General features: G+C 76.3%; 15 protein-coding genes and 1 pseudogene. 5 read left to right on the plus strand and 11 right to left on the minus strand.

Annotation, left to right across the window (positions count from 1 at the left end; genetic code table 11):
* Positions 1–62 precede the first annotated feature (62 nt).
* From ACMA1D_RS01155 to ACMA1D_RS01185, 7 genes and pseudogenes are all read right to left on the minus strand, one after another.
* The gene (locus ACMA1D_RS01155) at positions 63–323 is read right to left on the minus strand and encodes a DUF5988 family protein (RefSeq protein ID WP_414721924.1); all 261 of its coding nucleotides are present in this window, start codon (positions 321–323) and stop codon (positions 63–65) included.
* A gap of 174 nt (positions 324–497) precedes the next feature.
* Positions 498–2,321 carry an ABC transporter ATP-binding protein gene (locus tag ACMA1D_RS01160; RefSeq protein WP_414721925.1) on the minus strand — a complete coding sequence of 608 codons (1,824 nt, stop codon included), beginning with the start codon at positions 2,319–2,321 and terminating at the stop codon, positions 498–500.
* Positions 2,318–3,241 carry an ABC transporter permease gene (locus ACMA1D_RS01165; protein WP_414721926.1) on the minus strand — a complete coding sequence of 308 codons (924 nt, stop codon included), beginning with the start codon at positions 3,239–3,241 and terminating at the stop codon, positions 2,318–2,320. The genes ACMA1D_RS01160 and ACMA1D_RS01165 overlap by 4 nt, the downstream gene beginning before the upstream one ends.
* The gene (locus ACMA1D_RS01170; RefSeq protein WP_414721927.1) at positions 3,238–4,296 is read right to left on the minus strand and encodes an ABC transporter permease; all 1,059 of its coding nucleotides are present in this window, start codon (positions 4,294–4,296) and stop codon (positions 3,238–3,240) included. The genes ACMA1D_RS01165 and ACMA1D_RS01170 overlap by 4 nt, the downstream gene beginning before the upstream one ends.
* The gene (locus tag ACMA1D_RS01175) at positions 4,281–5,828 is read right to left on the minus strand and encodes an ABC transporter substrate-binding protein (protein WP_414721928.1); all 1,548 of its coding nucleotides are present in this window, start codon (positions 5,826–5,828) and stop codon (positions 4,281–4,283) included. The genes ACMA1D_RS01170 and ACMA1D_RS01175 overlap by 16 nt, the downstream gene beginning before the upstream one ends.
* Positions 5,829–6,048: 220 nt before the next feature.
* The gene (locus ACMA1D_RS01180; protein WP_414721982.1) at positions 6,049–7,098 is read right to left on the minus strand and encodes a hypothetical protein; all 1,050 of its coding nucleotides are present in this window, start codon (positions 7,096–7,098) and stop codon (positions 6,049–6,051) included.
* A gap of 588 nt (positions 7,099–7,686) precedes the next feature.
* A pseudogene (locus ACMA1D_RS01185) lies at positions 7,687–8,142 on the minus strand (helix-turn-helix domain-containing protein); the annotation flags it as partial.
* Positions 8,143–8,259: 117 nt separating this feature from the next.
* On the opposite strand from ACMA1D_RS01185, the gene ACMA1D_RS01190 reads away from it, so the two are divergent.
* Positions 8,260–9,147: an isocitrate lyase/PEP mutase family protein gene (locus tag ACMA1D_RS01190; RefSeq protein ID WP_414721929.1), complete on the plus strand. Its 888-nt coding sequence runs from the start codon at positions 8,260–8,262 to the stop codon at positions 9,145–9,147.
* On the opposite strand, the gene ACMA1D_RS01195 is transcribed toward ACMA1D_RS01190, so the two are convergent.
* Genes ACMA1D_RS01195 through ACMA1D_RS01205 form a run of 3 tightly spaced genes read right to left on the minus strand, consistent with a single transcriptional unit; the run spans position 9,108 to position 10,850 of the window.
* Positions 9,108–9,686 carry a PP2C family protein-serine/threonine phosphatase gene (locus ACMA1D_RS01195; protein WP_414721930.1) on the minus strand — a complete coding sequence of 193 codons (579 nt, stop codon included), beginning with the start codon at positions 9,684–9,686 and terminating at the stop codon, positions 9,108–9,110. The two genes, ACMA1D_RS01190 and ACMA1D_RS01195, sit on opposite strands and share 40 nt — an antisense overlap.
* On the minus strand, positions 9,632–10,444 hold the full coding sequence (locus tag ACMA1D_RS01200; RefSeq protein WP_414721931.1) for a SpoIIE family protein phosphatase: 813 nt from the start codon (positions 10,442–10,444) through the stop codon (positions 9,632–9,634). The genes ACMA1D_RS01195 and ACMA1D_RS01200 overlap by 55 nt, the downstream gene beginning before the upstream one ends.
* Entirely contained in the window at positions 10,437–10,850 is a 414-nt protein-coding gene (locus ACMA1D_RS01205; protein ID WP_414721932.1) for an SsgA family sporulation/cell division regulator, read from the minus strand. Before ACMA1D_RS01205 ends, ACMA1D_RS01200 begins: the two co-directional genes overlap by 8 nt.
* A gap of 201 nt (positions 10,851–11,051) precedes the next feature.
* On the opposite strand from ACMA1D_RS01205, the gene ACMA1D_RS01210 reads away from it, so the two are divergent.
* Both ACMA1D_RS01210 and ACMA1D_RS01215 read left to right on the plus strand, forming a co-directional pair.
* Complete coding sequence (locus ACMA1D_RS01210; protein WP_414721933.1) at positions 11,052–12,710, plus strand: sigma factor; 1,659 nt, start codon at positions 11,052–11,054, stop codon at positions 12,708–12,710.
* A gap of 336 nt (positions 12,711–13,046) precedes the next feature.
* A complete protein-coding gene (locus ACMA1D_RS01215; protein ID WP_414721934.1) occupies positions 13,047–14,258 on the plus strand; it encodes a WD40/YVTN/BNR-like repeat-containing protein in 1,212 nt (403 codons plus the stop codon).
* A 90-nt stretch (positions 14,259–14,348) separates the two neighbouring features.
* Here the strand turns inward: ACMA1D_RS01215 and ACMA1D_RS01220 are convergent, their stop codons facing one another.
* Complete coding sequence (locus tag ACMA1D_RS01220; RefSeq protein ID WP_414721935.1) at positions 14,349–14,648, minus strand: YciI family protein; 300 nt, start codon at positions 14,646–14,648, stop codon at positions 14,349–14,351.
* Between the two features lie 88 nt (positions 14,649–14,736).
* Here ACMA1D_RS01220 and ACMA1D_RS01225 point away from each other — a divergent pair, with 88 nt between their 5' ends.
* Positions 14,737–15,540, plus strand: a complete 804-nt coding sequence (locus ACMA1D_RS01225; RefSeq protein WP_414721936.1) for an endonuclease V — start codon at positions 14,737–14,739, stop codon at positions 15,538–15,540.
* A gap of 49 nt (positions 15,541–15,589) precedes the next feature.
* Complete coding sequence (locus ACMA1D_RS01230) at positions 15,590–15,754, plus strand: hypothetical protein (protein WP_349997081.1); 165 nt, start codon at positions 15,590–15,592, stop codon at positions 15,752–15,754.
* Positions 15,755–15,843 lie beyond the last annotated feature (89 nt).

Here is a 15,843-nt window from a genome sequence, read left to right on the forward strand (position 1 = left end):
CCCCCCCCCCCCCCCCCCCCCCGGGCCGGGTGGGAGCGCGGGCCCGCCGGCCCGGCCGGCGGCTACTCGGCCACGTAGGTGGTGCGCGTCCAGTGGAAGACGCGGAGGGCGCGCTCGCCGTGCGGCACCGTCTCGGCCGTCGGCGCGAAGTGCGCGTAGTGGTTCCCGCGGTGCAGCTTCAGCGTCGCCCCGGGGTCGTGCACGTACCGGATGCGTTCGTGGTCGGGGAGGTCTGCCGCGGGTCCGCCGCGGAGGATGACGTTGGCCTCTTCGGCTACGGTCGGCTGCGTCAGCACGTCTTCGGTCACGAGTTCATGGGTCACGGTGGGAAACTCCTCCGGTGAGCGGCACTGTGGAGGCGGCGAGTGGTCTCCAGTGAACGGCGGGTGGGCCTCTCCCGGGCACAGTTCAGCAGCAGGTCAGCGCCCCAAGTAACCCCTAAATCCGATTCGTCGGGCCGCGGGGGTTTCTGGGGGCCCTAGGGGCTTGGCAGTGACCTACGCCACTGACGTCGATCCCGTGGCCGGGAGGTGGCCGGCGAGCAGCGCCCGGGTCACGGCGTGCTGCGGCGCGTCGAACACCCGCCGCGTCGGCCCGGATTCGACGGCGCGGCCCCCGTCGAGCACCAGCACCGCGTCGGTGCGGTCGGCGACCAACCGCAGGTCATGGCTGATCAGTACGAGCGCGAGCCCGTGCCGGTCGCGCAGCGCCCCCAGCAACTCCATGACCGAGGCGGCCGTCGCTTCGTCCAGGGCCGAGGTCACCTCGTCGCACACCAGCACGTCGGGGCCGGCCGCGAGGGCGCGGGCGATGGAGACGCGCTGGCGCTGCCCGCCGGACAGCTCGTGCGGACGGCGCGCCGCGACGTCGGCGTCCAGCGCCACCTGGGCCAACAACTCCACCACCCGGGCCCGGGCCGCGGCCCCGGCCATGCCGTGGTGCAGGCGCAGCGGGCGGGCGAGCGTGGCGCCCGCCGTACTGCTCGGGTTGAGGGCTCCGAGCGGGTTCTGCGGCACGAGTTGGATGCGCCGTCGCTGGTCACGGGTGCGCCCGCGGACCGAGGCGGCGAGTGGCGCGCCGGCCAGGTGCACGTCGCCGCCGGCCGGTTCGTGCAGCCCCACCACGCAGCGCGCCAGCGTCGTCTTGCCCGATCCCGAGACCCCGACGACGCCGATCGCCGCGCCGGCCGGCAGCGCGAGCCCGACGCCGTGCAGTACGCCCCGGCGGGCCCGGCGCGGCCCGACGGCCGCGGACAGCGCGCGTACGCGGAGAAGTGGTTGCGGTGGGTCCTCGGTGGGGTGGTCCGTGGTGTCCGCGGCGCCGGCCGTGCCCTGGCTCGGGGCCTGGCTCTCAGCCCTGCCGCCGTCCGCGTCCCTGATTCCGCTCGCGCTGGGGGGACGGGTGTCCTCACCCGTACGCGAATCGCTGATCGGTGTGCCGGTGCCGGCCGCCCCTGGTGCAGCCACCGCTTCCCCGCGGCGCGAGGGGCCCGTGTGGTGCGGTGATGCCGTAGAGGCGATGCGGGGAGTGGGCGGGTGGAGTTCGACCACTTCGTCGGCGAGGCGGGTGAGGAGGTCGGTGTCGTGGCAGGAGAGAGCGATGGCGAGGCGGTGCTCAGCCGCCAACTCCCGTAACAGGTCGGCCACTTCATCGCGCAGCGCCGGATGCAGGCCGGCCGTCGGCTCGTCGAGGAGGAGTACGGCGGGTTCCCTGGCCAGAGCCCTGGCGAGGGCGACGCGGCGCTGTTGCCCGCCGGAGAGGCTGCCGGGGCGGCGGTCGGCAAGGCCCTCGTCCGCCGGTAGTCGTACCGCGGCCAGCAGGCGGCCGACCGCGTCGGGGTCGCGCCCCGCCGCCGTCTCGCGCAGCAGCGAACGGACCCGCATCCGTGGGTTGAGCCCGGAACCCGGGTCCTGCCCCACGTACGCGACGTGCCGCCGGCGCAGCTCCCGCAGTTCCCGCTCGGCGAGTTGGAGCACGGGGTGGCCCAGTACCTCGACCGTGCCGCCGACCCGGGCCGTCCCCGGTGGCAGCGCCCCGCAGGCGGCCCGTAGCAGGGTGGTCTTGCCGGCCCCCGAGGGGCCGGTGAGCGCCACCACCTGGCCGCGCCGTACGGTCAACGAGCCCTCGCTTAAAAGGAGTTGGTCGGTCGCGGTGGTCGCTACGGTGAGGGCCGTGATCTGGATCGCCGGTCGGTCGGGGGTGGCGGGGGCGGCAGCGGCAGCCCCGGTCAGGGGGCGTCGCCATGCCCGCGACCCGTCCTGCTGTCGGTCCTGTTGGCGGCCCAGCCGTGGGCCTCGGCCGTCGCGCCAGGGGGAGTTCACAGTGCGGTCACCGCCTTCCGACCGGTTGGTGGGGCGAGGGCGACGGCCGCCAGGTTGACGCTCATGGCCAACAGGCCGATGGCGATGCTGGGGGCGACGACCGCCCAGGGGTTGAGGAGGATGCCGGCCGCGTTCTCCCGGATCATCAGCGCCCAGTCGGCGGCCGGCGGCTGCGGCCCCACCTGGAGGAAGCTGGCGGTGGCGACCAGGTAGACGGCGGCGACGAACCGCAGCCCGAAGAGGGCGAGCAGGGTGGCCCGCATGTTCGGCAGTACCTCGCGCACCACCAGGTGCGCGAGGCCCTCGCCGCCGGCCACCGCCGCCTCCACGTAGCCGGCGGTCGCGATCGGCGCCGCGGCGCCCGCCGCCAGCCGGACCGCGTACGGCACGCCGAGCACCACCGCGGCCACGATCACCGCCAGCCGACCGCCGTCCGGCCAGGAGAGCGCGACCAGCAGGATGCCGAGGACCGCGGGCAACAGCATCAACACGTCGGCCAGCCGCTCGATGAGGGCGCCGACCGCGGGGCGCAGCGCGCTGACCGCGCCGAGCACCGCGGCGACCCCGGTGACCAGCACCGCCACCAGCAGCGAGGTGCCGATCAACTCCCGGCCGCCGGTCAGCAACCGGCTGAGGACGTCCCGGCCGAGCTGGTCGCCGCCGAGCGGGGCACCGCCGCCGGGCTGTGCGTACGGGGCGGTCACCGGCGCCGCGGCCGGGTGCGGTGCCCACCACGGGCCGCAGGTCGCCAGCGCCACCAACAGCAGCGCGGGCAACGTCCGCACCAGGACCGGCCAGCGGCCGGGGCGGCGCGGGGGCGCGGCCGGACGCGCGGCCCGGGCCCGACGGCGGGCGTGGCCGCAGCGCAGTGGGCTCCGCAGCGGGTTGCGCGGTGGGGTGCGCCGTGGGGTGGCGGTCATGTGCGGCCTCCGGAGGACTTGGCCCGGATCAGGTCGGCGAGCAGCAGCACACCGGTGATGACCGCACCCGTCAGCGCCACCACACCGGCGATGACGGGGCCGTCCCGATCGGTGACGGCGCCGGCGAGCACCGAGCCGATGCCCGGATAGTTGAAGATCGTCTCCACCACGACGGCGCCGCCGAGCAACATGCCCGTCGAGGTCGCGAACCCGGTGGCGATGGCCGGCAGCGCGCCGGGCAGCAGGTGGTGGGTGAGGACGCGGTGCCGGGGCAGCCCGTCGACGACGGCGCTCACCACGTGCGGGGCGGTGGCCTCGTCGGCCAGGGCCGCCCGCACGATCCGGGTGTTCCAACCGATCTGCGGTACGGCCAGCGCGAACACCGGCAGCACCAGCATGTCCCAGGAGGCGGGCGCGCCCGACGCGTCGGTGAGGGTCACGGCCGGCAGCCAGCCCGTCCACTGCGAGAACACCAGCACCAGCGCGACCGCCACCACGAACTCCGGCAGCGCGAGCACCGCCGTGGCCGCCCCGGACACCACCCGGTCCACCGGCCCGCCCGGGCGCAGCGCGGCCCAGCAGCCGAGCGCGAGCGAGAGCGCCACGGTCACCAGCAGGGCGAGCCCACCGAGCAGCAGGGTGTTCGGGAACGGCGTGCCGAGCAGCGAAGCGACCGGTTCGCCGCGCGCCGAGGTGCCCAGATCGCCGGTGGGCAGGGCGGCCATCCAGTCCACGAAGCGCTCGAACACCGGCTTGTCCAGGCCGAGTAGCCGGCGCCGGGCGGCGAGGTCGGCGGCGGACTCGCCGCGTTCGGCGGTGGCGCTCGCGGTGTCCCCGGGCAGGAGCTCCACGGCCCCGAAGACCAGGGCGAGGAGGACCGCGAGCAGCAGGGCGCGCCGGGCCAGCAGCCAGGCCAGCCGCAGCGCCAGCGCCGCCGCGCGGGTCGTCCGTCCGGCGGCCGGCGCCGCGCGCCCGTCCGGGGACGCCGGCCGCCCGTCGACCACGGCCGTCCGGGCGCCCGGCCCCCGCGCCCCGCCCTTCAGCGGGCCAGCCATGCGCCCGCGAGCTGGACGCGGCTGTACCCGGGCAGGTGGGGCAGCCCGCGCACCGGCGCCGCGGCCAGGTCGATGCCGTCGGCGACGCCCCACAGCAGATAGCCCGACCGCTCGTACTGGATGCGCTGGAGCCCGCGCAGCAGCATGGTGCGCTGCTTGACGTCGGCGGTGCGCATGGCCTTGCGGTACGCGGCGTCGAAGGCCGGGTCGTGCCAACCCGCCTCGTTCTGCGCCGCGTCGGAGGCGAGGGTCTTGCTGGCAAAGAACACCACGGAGTCGTTGGTGCCCCAGTAGGTGGTGTAGAGGTCGCCCTTGAGCCAGGTCTCGTCGTAGAAGGCGGCGGACTCGCGCCGTACGACCTTCACCTTCACGCCGGCCTCGCGGACCTGGTGGGCGAAGAGCGTGGCGGACTCGGCGAGCGCGGGCACGTCCTCGGTGGTGACCAGGTCGTACGTGGCGGAGCGGTCGAAGCGCGCCGCGGTGAGCAGCTTCTCGGCCCGGCCCAGGTCGCGGACCCGCTGCGGCAGGGAGCGGTCGTAGGCCGGGTCGCCGGTGCCGAGCACGTCGTTGCCGACCGTGCCGTAGCCGGAGAGCGCCTGCTTGACCATGGCCTCCCGGTCCACCGCGAGCCGCAGCGCGGTGCGCACCCGCACATCGGCGAACGGGCCGTCGGCAGCCCGCATCACGATCGGCAGGGCCATGTCATTACGGCGGCGTACGACCTGCACGTCCCGGCGCCGCTCCGCGGTCCTGGCGGCGACCGCGCCGACGTTGGACGCCAGGTCGAGCTGGCCGGCGAGCAGGGCGCTCGACATCGCCTGCGGGCTCTCGAAGAGCCGCACCTCGATCGCGTCGAGCAGCACCTCGCCCCCGTACCAGGCGTCGTTGCGCACCAGCCGGGCGTTGCCGCCGCGGAACCAGTCGAGCTTGAACGGCCCCGTACCCGGGCTCCGGTGGATCGCGCGCTCCGGCGTGCCGTGCTTGAGCACGAACGTGGAGAGCCGCAGGAGCTGGGGCAACTCCGCGTTGGGGTAGTCGGACACGAGCTCCACGCCGCGCGGCCCGTACGGCCTGATGTGCTGCGCCGAGATGCCGGGCAGCCGGGAGGCGCCCGACGGGGTGCCGCGCAGCCGGCGCAGCGACCAGACCAGATCGGCGGCCGTGACGGGCGAACCGTCGTGGAAGGCGGCGCCGTCGGCGAGCGTGAACCGCCAGCGGGTGAGGTCGGCCGACGAGGTCCACCGCGCGGCGAGCCGGGGCACGGTGGTCGTCTTCTCGCCGGGCGTGGTCAGTGTCTCGTAGCAGAGGGCGATGATCAGGTAGTCGCTCTCGTTGGCCTGGACGCCGTGCGGGTCGCGGGTGACGGCCGAGGCGCGCCCGAGCGCGCCGACCCGCAACGTGCCGCCCTTGCGGGGCTTCTCCGAGCCGTGCGGACCGGCCGCCGACTGCTGGTCGCCGCCGCACGCGCCGAGCAGCGCGGTGGTCCCGAGCGCACCGCCCGCCCACAACAGTTGCCTTCTGGTCGCGTTCACACGGCCCCCGATCCGCAGGTGTGTTCGTCCTGTTCAGACGCGGCTCGAACAGTAGGTAAGGCATGCCTAAGGGGCAATGGGGGGCGGGGCGGTGGCTGGTGCCGGTCGTCGCACGGCGGAGGTGCGTGCGCCTTGCGCGCCGCCGCGCGCCCCCGCGCGGACGTGACGCGCGCGGGGGCCCCGGTCACCGGTTCGGTCAGGAACCGTCCTGCCGGACCGGTCAGGAACCGTCGCGGATCCAGCCCCCTTCGGATGACCAGTAGCCGTATTCAGGGCGCCCCTTGAGACCGCTGGTCCTGAAGGGCCGGCCGCCGTCGTCGATCCGTACCGTGCCCTGCCGATCACCGCTGGTCCAGTCCAGCTCCAGGTACCACTGGCAATCGCAGTCGACGGTACGGGCGTTGACGCGCAGCACCTCCGGGTCGGTGGCGGAGACCCGGTAGGGGAAGCGCACCGCGGGCAGCGGGCGCCCGCCGTCGTTCCCGTCGGTCGGCTTGGCCAACGGGCGGGCGGCGTCGAGGTCGACGGCGAAGGCGCGCGGGGTGAGCGAGCCGCCGCAGCCGTTCTCCATCGCGAACGAGGGCCAGGCCAGCGGCGCTTGCCGGCCCACCACCCGCACCTGGAGCCCGCGCAGCACCACCGCCCGGTCCGACCGCCCGGCCACCGTCACCTCCACGTTGGTGGTCCCGCCGTGGACGGCCCCGTGCGCCGCGGCCCACCCCGGCGCGTCCTGCTCCACCGGCGGCGGGGCCACCGCGGTCGGCTCCCGGTCGACGAGGTAGCGGTGGTCGCAGCCGTTCTCCCACACGTGCGAACGGGTGCTGACGGTCAGCGGCGTCCCCGCCCCGGCCGCGGGTCCCCGCCCGGGGTTCGGGCCGCCCCGCGTCGGCTGGGGGCGGGGGGAGGTGGCGCCGCCGGGCGATGGGGTGGCCCGGGGCCCCTGCGTCCGTGGCGCGGGCGCGTCCCGGCCGTCGGCTGGCCGCTGACCGTCGACCCGCCGCCCGGTGCCGTGCTCCCGCCCGTCGCGCCCCTCGCCGACCGCCCCGGCGGTCTCCCCGGCCTCGTCCGCACCGCCGTCTCCCGTGGCGTCCGCCGGTCGCCCGGTGCGCCCGCCCGAGCCGGCCGGAGCACCGGTCTCCTGACCTCCGGTACGCGCCGGCGCCGCCTCCCGCGTGGTGCGCCCGGCCTCCGCCTCGCCCGAGGACGAACGGGCCGCCGCCACCCCGATCAGCGTCGCCGCAGCGAGCCCACCGGCCGCGGCCCAGACCACGGCCCGCCGCCCGCGCCACCGGACCCCGGACAGCAGGGCGGTGGCACGGCGCCGGGCCGGCGTCGGCGTACGGGCCGGGGCGAGCAGTACGGCAGGACCGTCCGGAGCGGCGCCCGCCGGCAGGTCGGAGGCCGTGGCACCGGGGACCGCGCCGCTCGTTGCGGCCGTGCCGACTGCTGGGTGCGTACCGCTCGTTGCGGCTGTACCGCCAGCGGCGCCCGTGCCGGCGGCGACGCCCGTAGCGGTGGGAACGCTCGTACTTTCGGTGGCGTCCGTACGGTCTGTGCTGTCCGCGGCGTCAGCACGGCCCGGGCCGCCCGCGACGCTCGTACGCGCGGCAACGCCTGCACTCGCGGAAACCCCCGTACTACCTGCAACCCCCGTACTACCTGTAACTCCCGCGCTACCCGCGGCGTTCGCACCGTCTGCGCGATCCGCATCGCCCGTACGATCCGGGCCCGCTGTGCCGCCCACGGCTCCCGCAGCGCCCACCGCGCCCGCACCGCGGGGCGTGCCAGCCACGCGGCCCGGGGTCGTTCGGCGGGTTGCGTCCGCGCGGAGCCAGAGGCGGTGCAACTCCACCTGTTCGTCCGGGGTGGCGGCGCACAGCCTGGCCAGTCGCTCGATCGGTGCGTAGGACGCGGGTACGGCATCGCCGTTGCAGTAGCGGTGCAACGTGGAGGTGCTGACGTGCAGTCGCCTGGCCAGCGCCCCGTAGCTGCGTCCCGACCGTTCCTTTAACTCCCGCAGACGGTCGGCGAACTTCTCCCCATCGGCCGCGCTCCCCACCCGCGCCACCCCCTGTTCCTCTTGATCCCGCACGGTGCTCGGTACCGGCGGGCGTCGGCCCGCCGCGTCACGCCACGCCCTACCGGCCCGTCGCTGCGGGGCCGTCGGCCCGGTCGGCCCACCCGTGGTCGCACGGGCCGGGCCGACCGCGGTCGACACCGGGGCCGGGCGCGTCGCCGATGACCTGCCCTCGCGCGCGCCCGCCCGCACGGTGAGCGGCGGTGACACCCAAGGTGACCGCTGTACGGCCGGCACGGTTGCGGTCCACGGGCCACGGATTGGATCAGGGGCGGCGGGGCAGCCCGCCCACCCGCACCGTCATGTCGGAAAACCGCCAGCCGCGGCGGGGACCGGGCTGGTGAACTGGCCCGTATGAACGACGGAACGCACACCCCTGCCGCCACCACCGACCCCGCCGCCACGGCTCGACGGGCCGAACTCGCCCGCTCCCTGCACGCACTGCACTCCGGTGGGCGGGTGCTGGTGCTGCCGAACGCCTGGGACGCGGCCAGCGCCCGGCTGATCGAGGACGCCGGCGCGAGCGCCGTGGCCACCACCAGTGCGGGGGTCGGCTGGGGACTCGGTTCGGCCGACGGTGAACGGCTGGCCCGACAGCGGGCGTTGGAACTGGTCAGCAGCGTGGTGGCCGCCGTACGGGTACCGGTGACGGCGGACATCGAGTGCGGCTACGGGGACGACCCGGACGCGGTCGCCGATACGGTGCCCGGCGTGCTCGCGGCAGGCGCGGTCGGCGTCAACCTGGAGGACGCCAGGTACGGGGCACAGGGCGCCGCGGTGCGCCCGGCGGACGAGAACGCGGCCCGCATCGCCGCCGCCCGCTCCGCCGCCGACGACGCCGGGGTTCCGCTGTTCATCAACGCCCGCACCGACATCTACCTGAAGTCCGTGGGCGATCCGAAGGAGCGGTTCGCGGAGACCGTACGGCGCGCGGGCGCGTACGTGGCGGCCGGCGCCGACGGCATCTTCGTGCCCGGCGTGGTGGACCCCGAGACCGTGGCCGCGCTGGCGCGCGAGATCACCGTGCCGCTCAACATCATGGCCGGCCCCGGTGCGCCGAGCGTCGGCGAGTTGGCCCGCCTCGGCGTGGCCCGGATCAGCGTCGGCGCCGCCATCGCACAGGCGGTGCACGCGCTCACCCAGCGGGCGGCGCGCGAACTGCTCACCGACGGCACGTACACCAGCTTCGCCGACGGGCTCGGCTATCCGGAGCTGAACGGCCTCTTCAGCCGCCGCCCGTAGCGCGCCGCCCCCGACCGCGCGGTGCGGGGCTGCGCGGGGCGGGGCCGCGCGGTCAGCGCCGGGCGCTGCACGGCGAGCAACGCCATGTCGTCGGCCGACGCGCCGCCGGCGTGCCGGAGCACGTCGCGGTGGACCGCGTCCAACAGTTCGCCGGGCGCGGCGCCGCCGAGGCGGGCCAGCCGCGCCAGCGGGTCGTAGAAGTCGCCGTCGGCGTTGCGCGCCTCGGTCAGCCCGTCGGTGACCAGCAGCAGGGTGGAGCCGGCGGGGAAGGGCAGTTCGTCGTGCGGGCGGGCCGCGGCCGGGCGCCTGCCGGGCGTGTCGCGGGCGCCCGGCCGCGGCCCGTCGCCGTCCGGCCCCGGGTCAAGCCCGAGCCCGAGCGGCAGCAGCCGCCGACCGGGTTCGAGCCACCGGGCCCGGCCCTGGCGCAACAGCAACGGGGCCGGATGGCCGCGGTTGACCAGCCGCACCCGGCTCCCGTCCACACTCACCTCGACGACCAGCACGGTCGCGAAGTGCTCCGCTGCCTCGGCGTCCGGCACCGCATCCGCATCCGTGCCGGTGGCCGCATCGATGTCCGCAGCCGTGTCCGCGGCCGTGCCCGGTGTCCCGACGACGGCGCGGTGGCGCGGCCGGCGGCGGTACGGGGCGCGGCGCCCGCGGCCCGGGCGGCGTCGTCGACGCGTCCCGTGGACGGCGCGGCACCCGCACGGAGCGGCGCGCCGTCGGCCACCGGGTGCGGCCCGAGGCCGGCCGGGTGCGCGGGCTGGGTGCCCGCCCCCAGCAGCGCCCGCTCCAACACCTCCACCAGCGCGGGCAGCGTGGGCGTCCGATCGGCGGCCTCGGCAAAGGCGCGGTGCAGCGCGGCGGCCCCCACGGCGGCGCGCGGGCCCTTGCCGCGCACGTCACCGATGAGCAGCCGCAGGCCGTACCGGGTACGGCGCACCGCGCACACGTCGCCGCTGGCCCCGCTCACCGCGTCGGCGGCCAGGTTGCGGGCCGCGGTCATGAGCACCGGTAGCCGGGCGGTGGCGGAGCTTGCCGCCAGGCCCGGCGCCTTCCGGGCCCGCGGTGCCTGCTGCGCTTGCTGGACCTGCCGTGCTTGCCGGGCCTGCTGCGGTGCTTGCTGGATCTGCCGGGTCTGCTGGGGCTGCCCCTCCGGCAGCCGGGCCGGGGAGCCGGACGGGCCGGCCGCCGGCTGGGCCGGTCTGCGTGGCCCCGGCTCGGCCGGCCGGGCCGCCGCAGCGGGCGCCTGGCCCGGGCGGGCGCTCCCGCAGCGGACGCCCATCGGCTCAGGCATCCCGCAGCAGGGCGGTCAGTTCGGCGTCGACGTCGAGGTGCCCGCCCTCGTCGCCCGCCGCCACCAACGCGTACGAACGCCCGAGGAACTCGCGCACGTCAGCGGTGTGCAACTGCACCATGGCCATGCCCTCCACGGCGCGGAACTCCAGCACCGTACGCTCTGGGCCGCACGGCCAGACGTGGACGTCACCGCGCCCACTGGGCCGCAGCGTCCCCGCCTCCAGCAGCTCACGGCCGAAGGTCCACTCCACCTCGTAGCCGTCCAGGGAGGCGGCGGGTGGGAAGGAGACCCGGACCGCGAACGGGTCGGCGGGCTCGTAGCGCAGTCGTGCGGGAATGGCGCGGCTCCCAGGCGCCGAGGCGATCAGTTGGGCCCGGATGGCTTGGTCAATGACGATGGACAACGCCTGCTCCCTTGCTCGTGGTGCGGGTCCCTGCCTCTTTGAACCGTTAGACGGCCCGTTCATTACGGCCGTGCACTCGATACATCCGTGAGTTGTGTCACCACGGGGTGGCTGCGGGGCTCGACGGGCGGCTTGCGAAAATCCTGGCAGTGCCCGCGAGTCCCCGCGCAGCCCCGTGCCACACCCCGAGGTGCCCCCCACATGACCGAAGCTTCCGCTGCGCCGGACACGGACGCCTACGCGCGGCTGTACGAGCGCGAACACCCCCGCCTGGTCGCCTACGCCCGCTCGCTCACCGGCAACCCCTGGGTCGCCGAAGACCTGGTGGCCGAGGCGCACTTCCGCGTCTGGCGCCGGCTGCACACCGGGCACCAGATCGACAACGTCTCCGCGTACCTGACCACCACCGTGCGGCACCTCTCGTCCGCCAACGCCGGTCACAGCGCCCGCGAGATACCGCAGGACCCGGCGACCGCCGCCGAGGACCGGGGCGGGCCCGATGAGCGCCCGGCGAGCCAGGACCCCGCGCAGCGCGTCGCCTACGTCGACCTGCTCGCCCGGGTCATGGGCCAGTTGCCCGAACGCTGGGTGAAGGCGCTGTGGCTGGCCGAGGCCGAAGACCAGCCGCTGGAGACCGTCGGCCGACAGATCGGTGCCAACAGCGGGGCCACCGCCGTACTGCTGCACCGCGCCCGCGAGGGCATGCGGCAGGCGTTCCTGCGCGAACACCCGGGCACCCCGGACGACCCGGCGTGCGCGGTCCACTGGGAGCGGATGCCCGCCCACGTCCGGGGCACCGACTCGCCCCGGCAGGCCGAGTCCATGGCGCTGCACGCGGACGCCTGCACGGACTGCCGCGACCGGCTCGCCCTGCTCGCCCAGGCCAACACCCGGCTGCCGGCGCTGGTCGGCCCGGCGCTGCTGGTGCTGTTCGCCGGTGGCGGGGCGAAGTTCCTCGCGCCGCTGTTCGGCGCCGGCGCGGCGGTCGGTGCCGGAGCGGGCGCCGGCGCCGCCGGCAGCCAGGCGCCCACCCCGGGCGCGGCCGGCTCGCTGCGGCACCTCCTGCGCGGCCAGGTCGGGCAGGCCGGCCCGGTGGCCGCCACGGTGGCCGGGCTCGGCGTCCTCGTGGTGGCCGGGGTGGCCGTCGCGGCCGGCCTGTCCCTGAGCGGGAGCGACGGTACGGGCTCGCGCGCGCAGGCGCCCGCAGTGGCCTCGTCCACCACCCCCGACCGGACGCCCGCACCGGCCACTCCAGGCCCGGGGACCACCCCGGAACCGGGCGTCACCGTGCCGGACGCGACCGACCCCCGTACGCCCGGCGCCGACCGGCCGGCCGCGCCGGACCGCCCGCAGTCCGCCACACCGCAGTCCGCCACACCGCCGTCCGTGCCCACCGCCGCCGCGTCCGGGCCCGGGCGGGTCCAGCCACCCGTGCCGGCAACCCCCGGCGCACCGACCGGCCCCACCCGGCCGAGCAAGCCCACTGAGACCATCGGCCCCACCGGGCCCGCCGGGTCACCCGCCCCGACCCCGCCGCGCACCCGGCCCGCGCCGCAGCCTTCGGGCAGCGCCGCCACCCGACCCACCCACACCCCCAGCGCCACCCCGCAGCACCCCACCCCGCCCCGGCCGAGGCCCACCCCGCCGGGCCTGCCCACACCCACACCGGACCCCACCGAGCCCACCCCAGGCCCCACCGAGCCCACCCCAGGCCCCACCGAACCCACGCCCACCCCGCCCGAGCCGACGCCGGAGCCCACCCCGACCGTCGAGCCCACGGCACCCACCCCCGAGCCCACCGGCAGCGCCCTCATCTGCAAGCCGCTGCTCCCCGGGGTGACCCTCTGCTGGTACGGCTGAGCCGTCCGGCGCGCCCTACGGCCCCCGCTCCGACCCCGCTGCTCCCGGGCGGCCGGACCACGCGTCCGGCCGTACCGCCATCCTGCTCCCGCCCCGAGCGGCCAGCGTCCGCGCCGTAGCCGTACGACCACCCCGTAGTCAGCCACCACCGACCGTGTTCGGCGCCGTCACCACCCGAATCCGCCCAAGACCACCTGCAACCACCCGCTCACGCGCGCGCAGCCGTGCGGGGGTGCGGGCGGTGCCGCGCCGTCCGATGTGTCCAGACCGTGGACGTCGCCGGGGGAATGGGCTAGCTTCCAGCGCCATATGACGGCCATGGGGACAGTGAGGCGTATGCGGCAGATGAGGCAGTTGAGGCAGACGGGTCGGGTCGGTCGGATACGGCGCGTGATCACGGCGGGGCTGAGCGGGGTGGCCGTGGCGGCCGTGCTCGTCACGCCGGCCGGGGCCGCGGACGCACCGGGCACCGACGCACCGGGCACCGCCGCACGGAGCGCGGCCGACCGCGGCCAGGCGGCGCGCGCGACGACCACCGAACCCACCGCGGCGGCGTTCGGCCGCTCACCGCTGAGTTGGCGGCTGACCGAGAGCGGCAGCGACGCCAGGTTCCGGGGGCTCGCCGCCGTCAGCCGGCACACCGCCTGGGCCGCCGGTACGAAGGGCACCGTGCTGCGCACCGTGGACGGCGGGCGGAGTTGGCGCGACGTGTCACCGGCGGGCGCCGAGGCGCTGGAGTTCCGGGACGTGGAGGCGTTCGACGCGCGGCACGCGGTGGTCCTGGCCATCGGCGAGGGCGAGGCGTCCCGCGTCTTCCGCACCAGCGATGGCGGAGCCACCTGGACGGAGAGCTTCCGCAACACCGACCCCGCGGCCTTCTACGACTGCATGACCTTCTTCGACCGCAAGCACGGCATCGCGCTCAGCGACCCGGTGGGCGGCAAGTACCGCATCCTGTCCACCGCCGACGGCGGCCGGAGCTGGCGGGTGCTGTCGTCGGCCGGGATGCCCGCGGCCCAGCCCGGCGAGGCGGCCTTCGCGGCCAGCGGCCAGTGCCTGGTGAGCTCCGGCAGCCGGGACGCCTGGATCGCCACCGGCGGTGCCGCCACCGCCCGGGTGCTGCACTCCGCCGACCGCGGACTGACCTGGAAGGTGGCGCAGGCCCCCATCCCGGCCGGTGACCCGGCCCGCGGCGTCTTCGGGCTCGCCTTCCGCGATGCCAGGAACGGCCTGGCCGTGGGCGGCGACTACCGGCCCGGCGAGCCGTCGCCGCTGACCGCCGCCACCACCAGGGACGGCGGTGCCAGCTTCACCCCGGCCGGGCAGCAGCCGCCCGGCTACCGCTCCGGCGTCGCCTGGGTGCCGCACACGCGCACCGCGGCCCTGGCCGTCGGCCCCACCGGCAGCGAGCTCACACTGGACGGCGGCCGGCGCTGGCACACCTTCGACACCGGCTCCTTCGACACCGTCGACTGCGCCCCCGACCTCGGCTGCTGGGCCGCGGGCGAGCAGGGGCGGATCGCCCGCCTCGGGCTCGGCGGTCGCTGACCGCGCCGCACGGTCGCCCGGCCGTGCGGTGGGGTCGCTGACTGTGCCGCCGAGCCGGGGTCCGGGTCGCGCCCCGTGGCGCAACCCGGATCAGGCCGGCGGCTGCTGCCGGTAGGCGGCGAGCTCGGGTCCGGTCTTGGTGGCCACGAACTCCGTGATCCGGTACGTGGCGACGCCCTCCACGGTGAACGGATCGGCCGCCACCACCTCCTCGATGCCCGCCCGGTCCGCGCCGACGGCGATGATCACGCCGCCGTCGCGCGGTTCCTTGCGGCCGGAGGCGATGAAGGTCCCCGCGTCGTAGTGCGTGGTCAGCCAGTCCACGTGGTCCTCAAGCAGGGCGTCGACGCGTTCCAGCGGAGCGGTGTAGGTCAGCTCTAGTACGAACATGCCCGCCAGGCTAACGCCGGGCGCCCGCCGGTGATCGCCGCGGCCGGTGCCGGGCAACCGTTTCGCCTCCCGTAGCGTGCTCCCTGCCATGAGACCCAGCACTCCCGCGTCATCCCCCGCCCCCCAGAACCCGCCGGCCGTGGCCCGGGTGCCCGCCGACTGGCCGCGTACCGAGGCCGAGGCCACCGCCGTCCAGGAGCGGCTGCGCGCCGGCGTCGACGCGACCAGCACCGCCTTCGCACCCGGCGCGCCCGGCGTGGTGGTCGGCGTGGACGTGGCGTACGACGACGCGCGGGACCTGGTCGCCGCGGCTGCGGTCGCGCTCGACGCCCGGACGCTGACGGAGGTTGCCCGGGCCACGGCGGTCGGCCGGGTGACCTTCCCGTACGTGCCGGGGCTGCTGGCCTTCCGGGAGGTGCCCACCGTGCTGGCCGCCATCGAGCGCCTGGGCCATGCGCCCGACCTGGTGGTCTGTGACGGCTACGGCCTCGCCCACCCGCGCAGGTTCGGGCTGGCCAGCCACCTCGGGGTGCTGACCGGCCTTGCCACCATCGGCGTCGCCAAGAACCCCTTCGCCTTCCGGTACGACCCGCCGGGCCCGGGCCGTGGCGCGAGCGCGCCCCTGTGGGACGCGGCTACAGCCGGGACGGCAGCCGGAGCGGGGACCGGACCAGCCGAGCCAGGGGAGGGGGCGGAGGAGGTGGGCCGGGCGCTGCGCACCCAGCCGGGTGTGAAGCCGGTCTTCGTCTCGGTCGGCCACCGCATGACCTTGGACGCGGCCTGCGCCCACACGCTGCTGCTCAGCCCCCGCTACCGGCTGCCGGAGACCACCCGGGCGGCCGACGGCGCGTGCCGCCGGGCCCTGGCCGCGCTCGCCGCCGAGCACGGCTAGCGACACCGGCCGCTCGGGGTGCCGACGCGTTTATCGGTATCTTGAGGGCATGGCAGAGCATGACTACCAGTCGATGAACCGGTCCCGTTGGCAGCGCCGGGTGGACCCGATCGTGGCCACGGTGCTGATGATCGGCATCGTGTACGGCGCGTTCTGGCTGACCTGGCAACTGTGCACCTCGTACGCGGGCGTGATCAGCAACCTGTGGGACTGAGCCCCGCCGCACCGACCCCGCCCCACCGGACGGCCCTGATCCACCGCCCGCCCCGGCCCACCTGGCGGCCAGCACGCACCGGCCCGCCC

Origin of the sequence: Streptomyces sp. 796.1 (assembly GCF_047525675.1) — a bacterium.
Classification (GTDB): domain Bacteria; phylum Actinomycetota; class Actinomycetes; order Streptomycetales; family Streptomycetaceae; genus Streptomyces.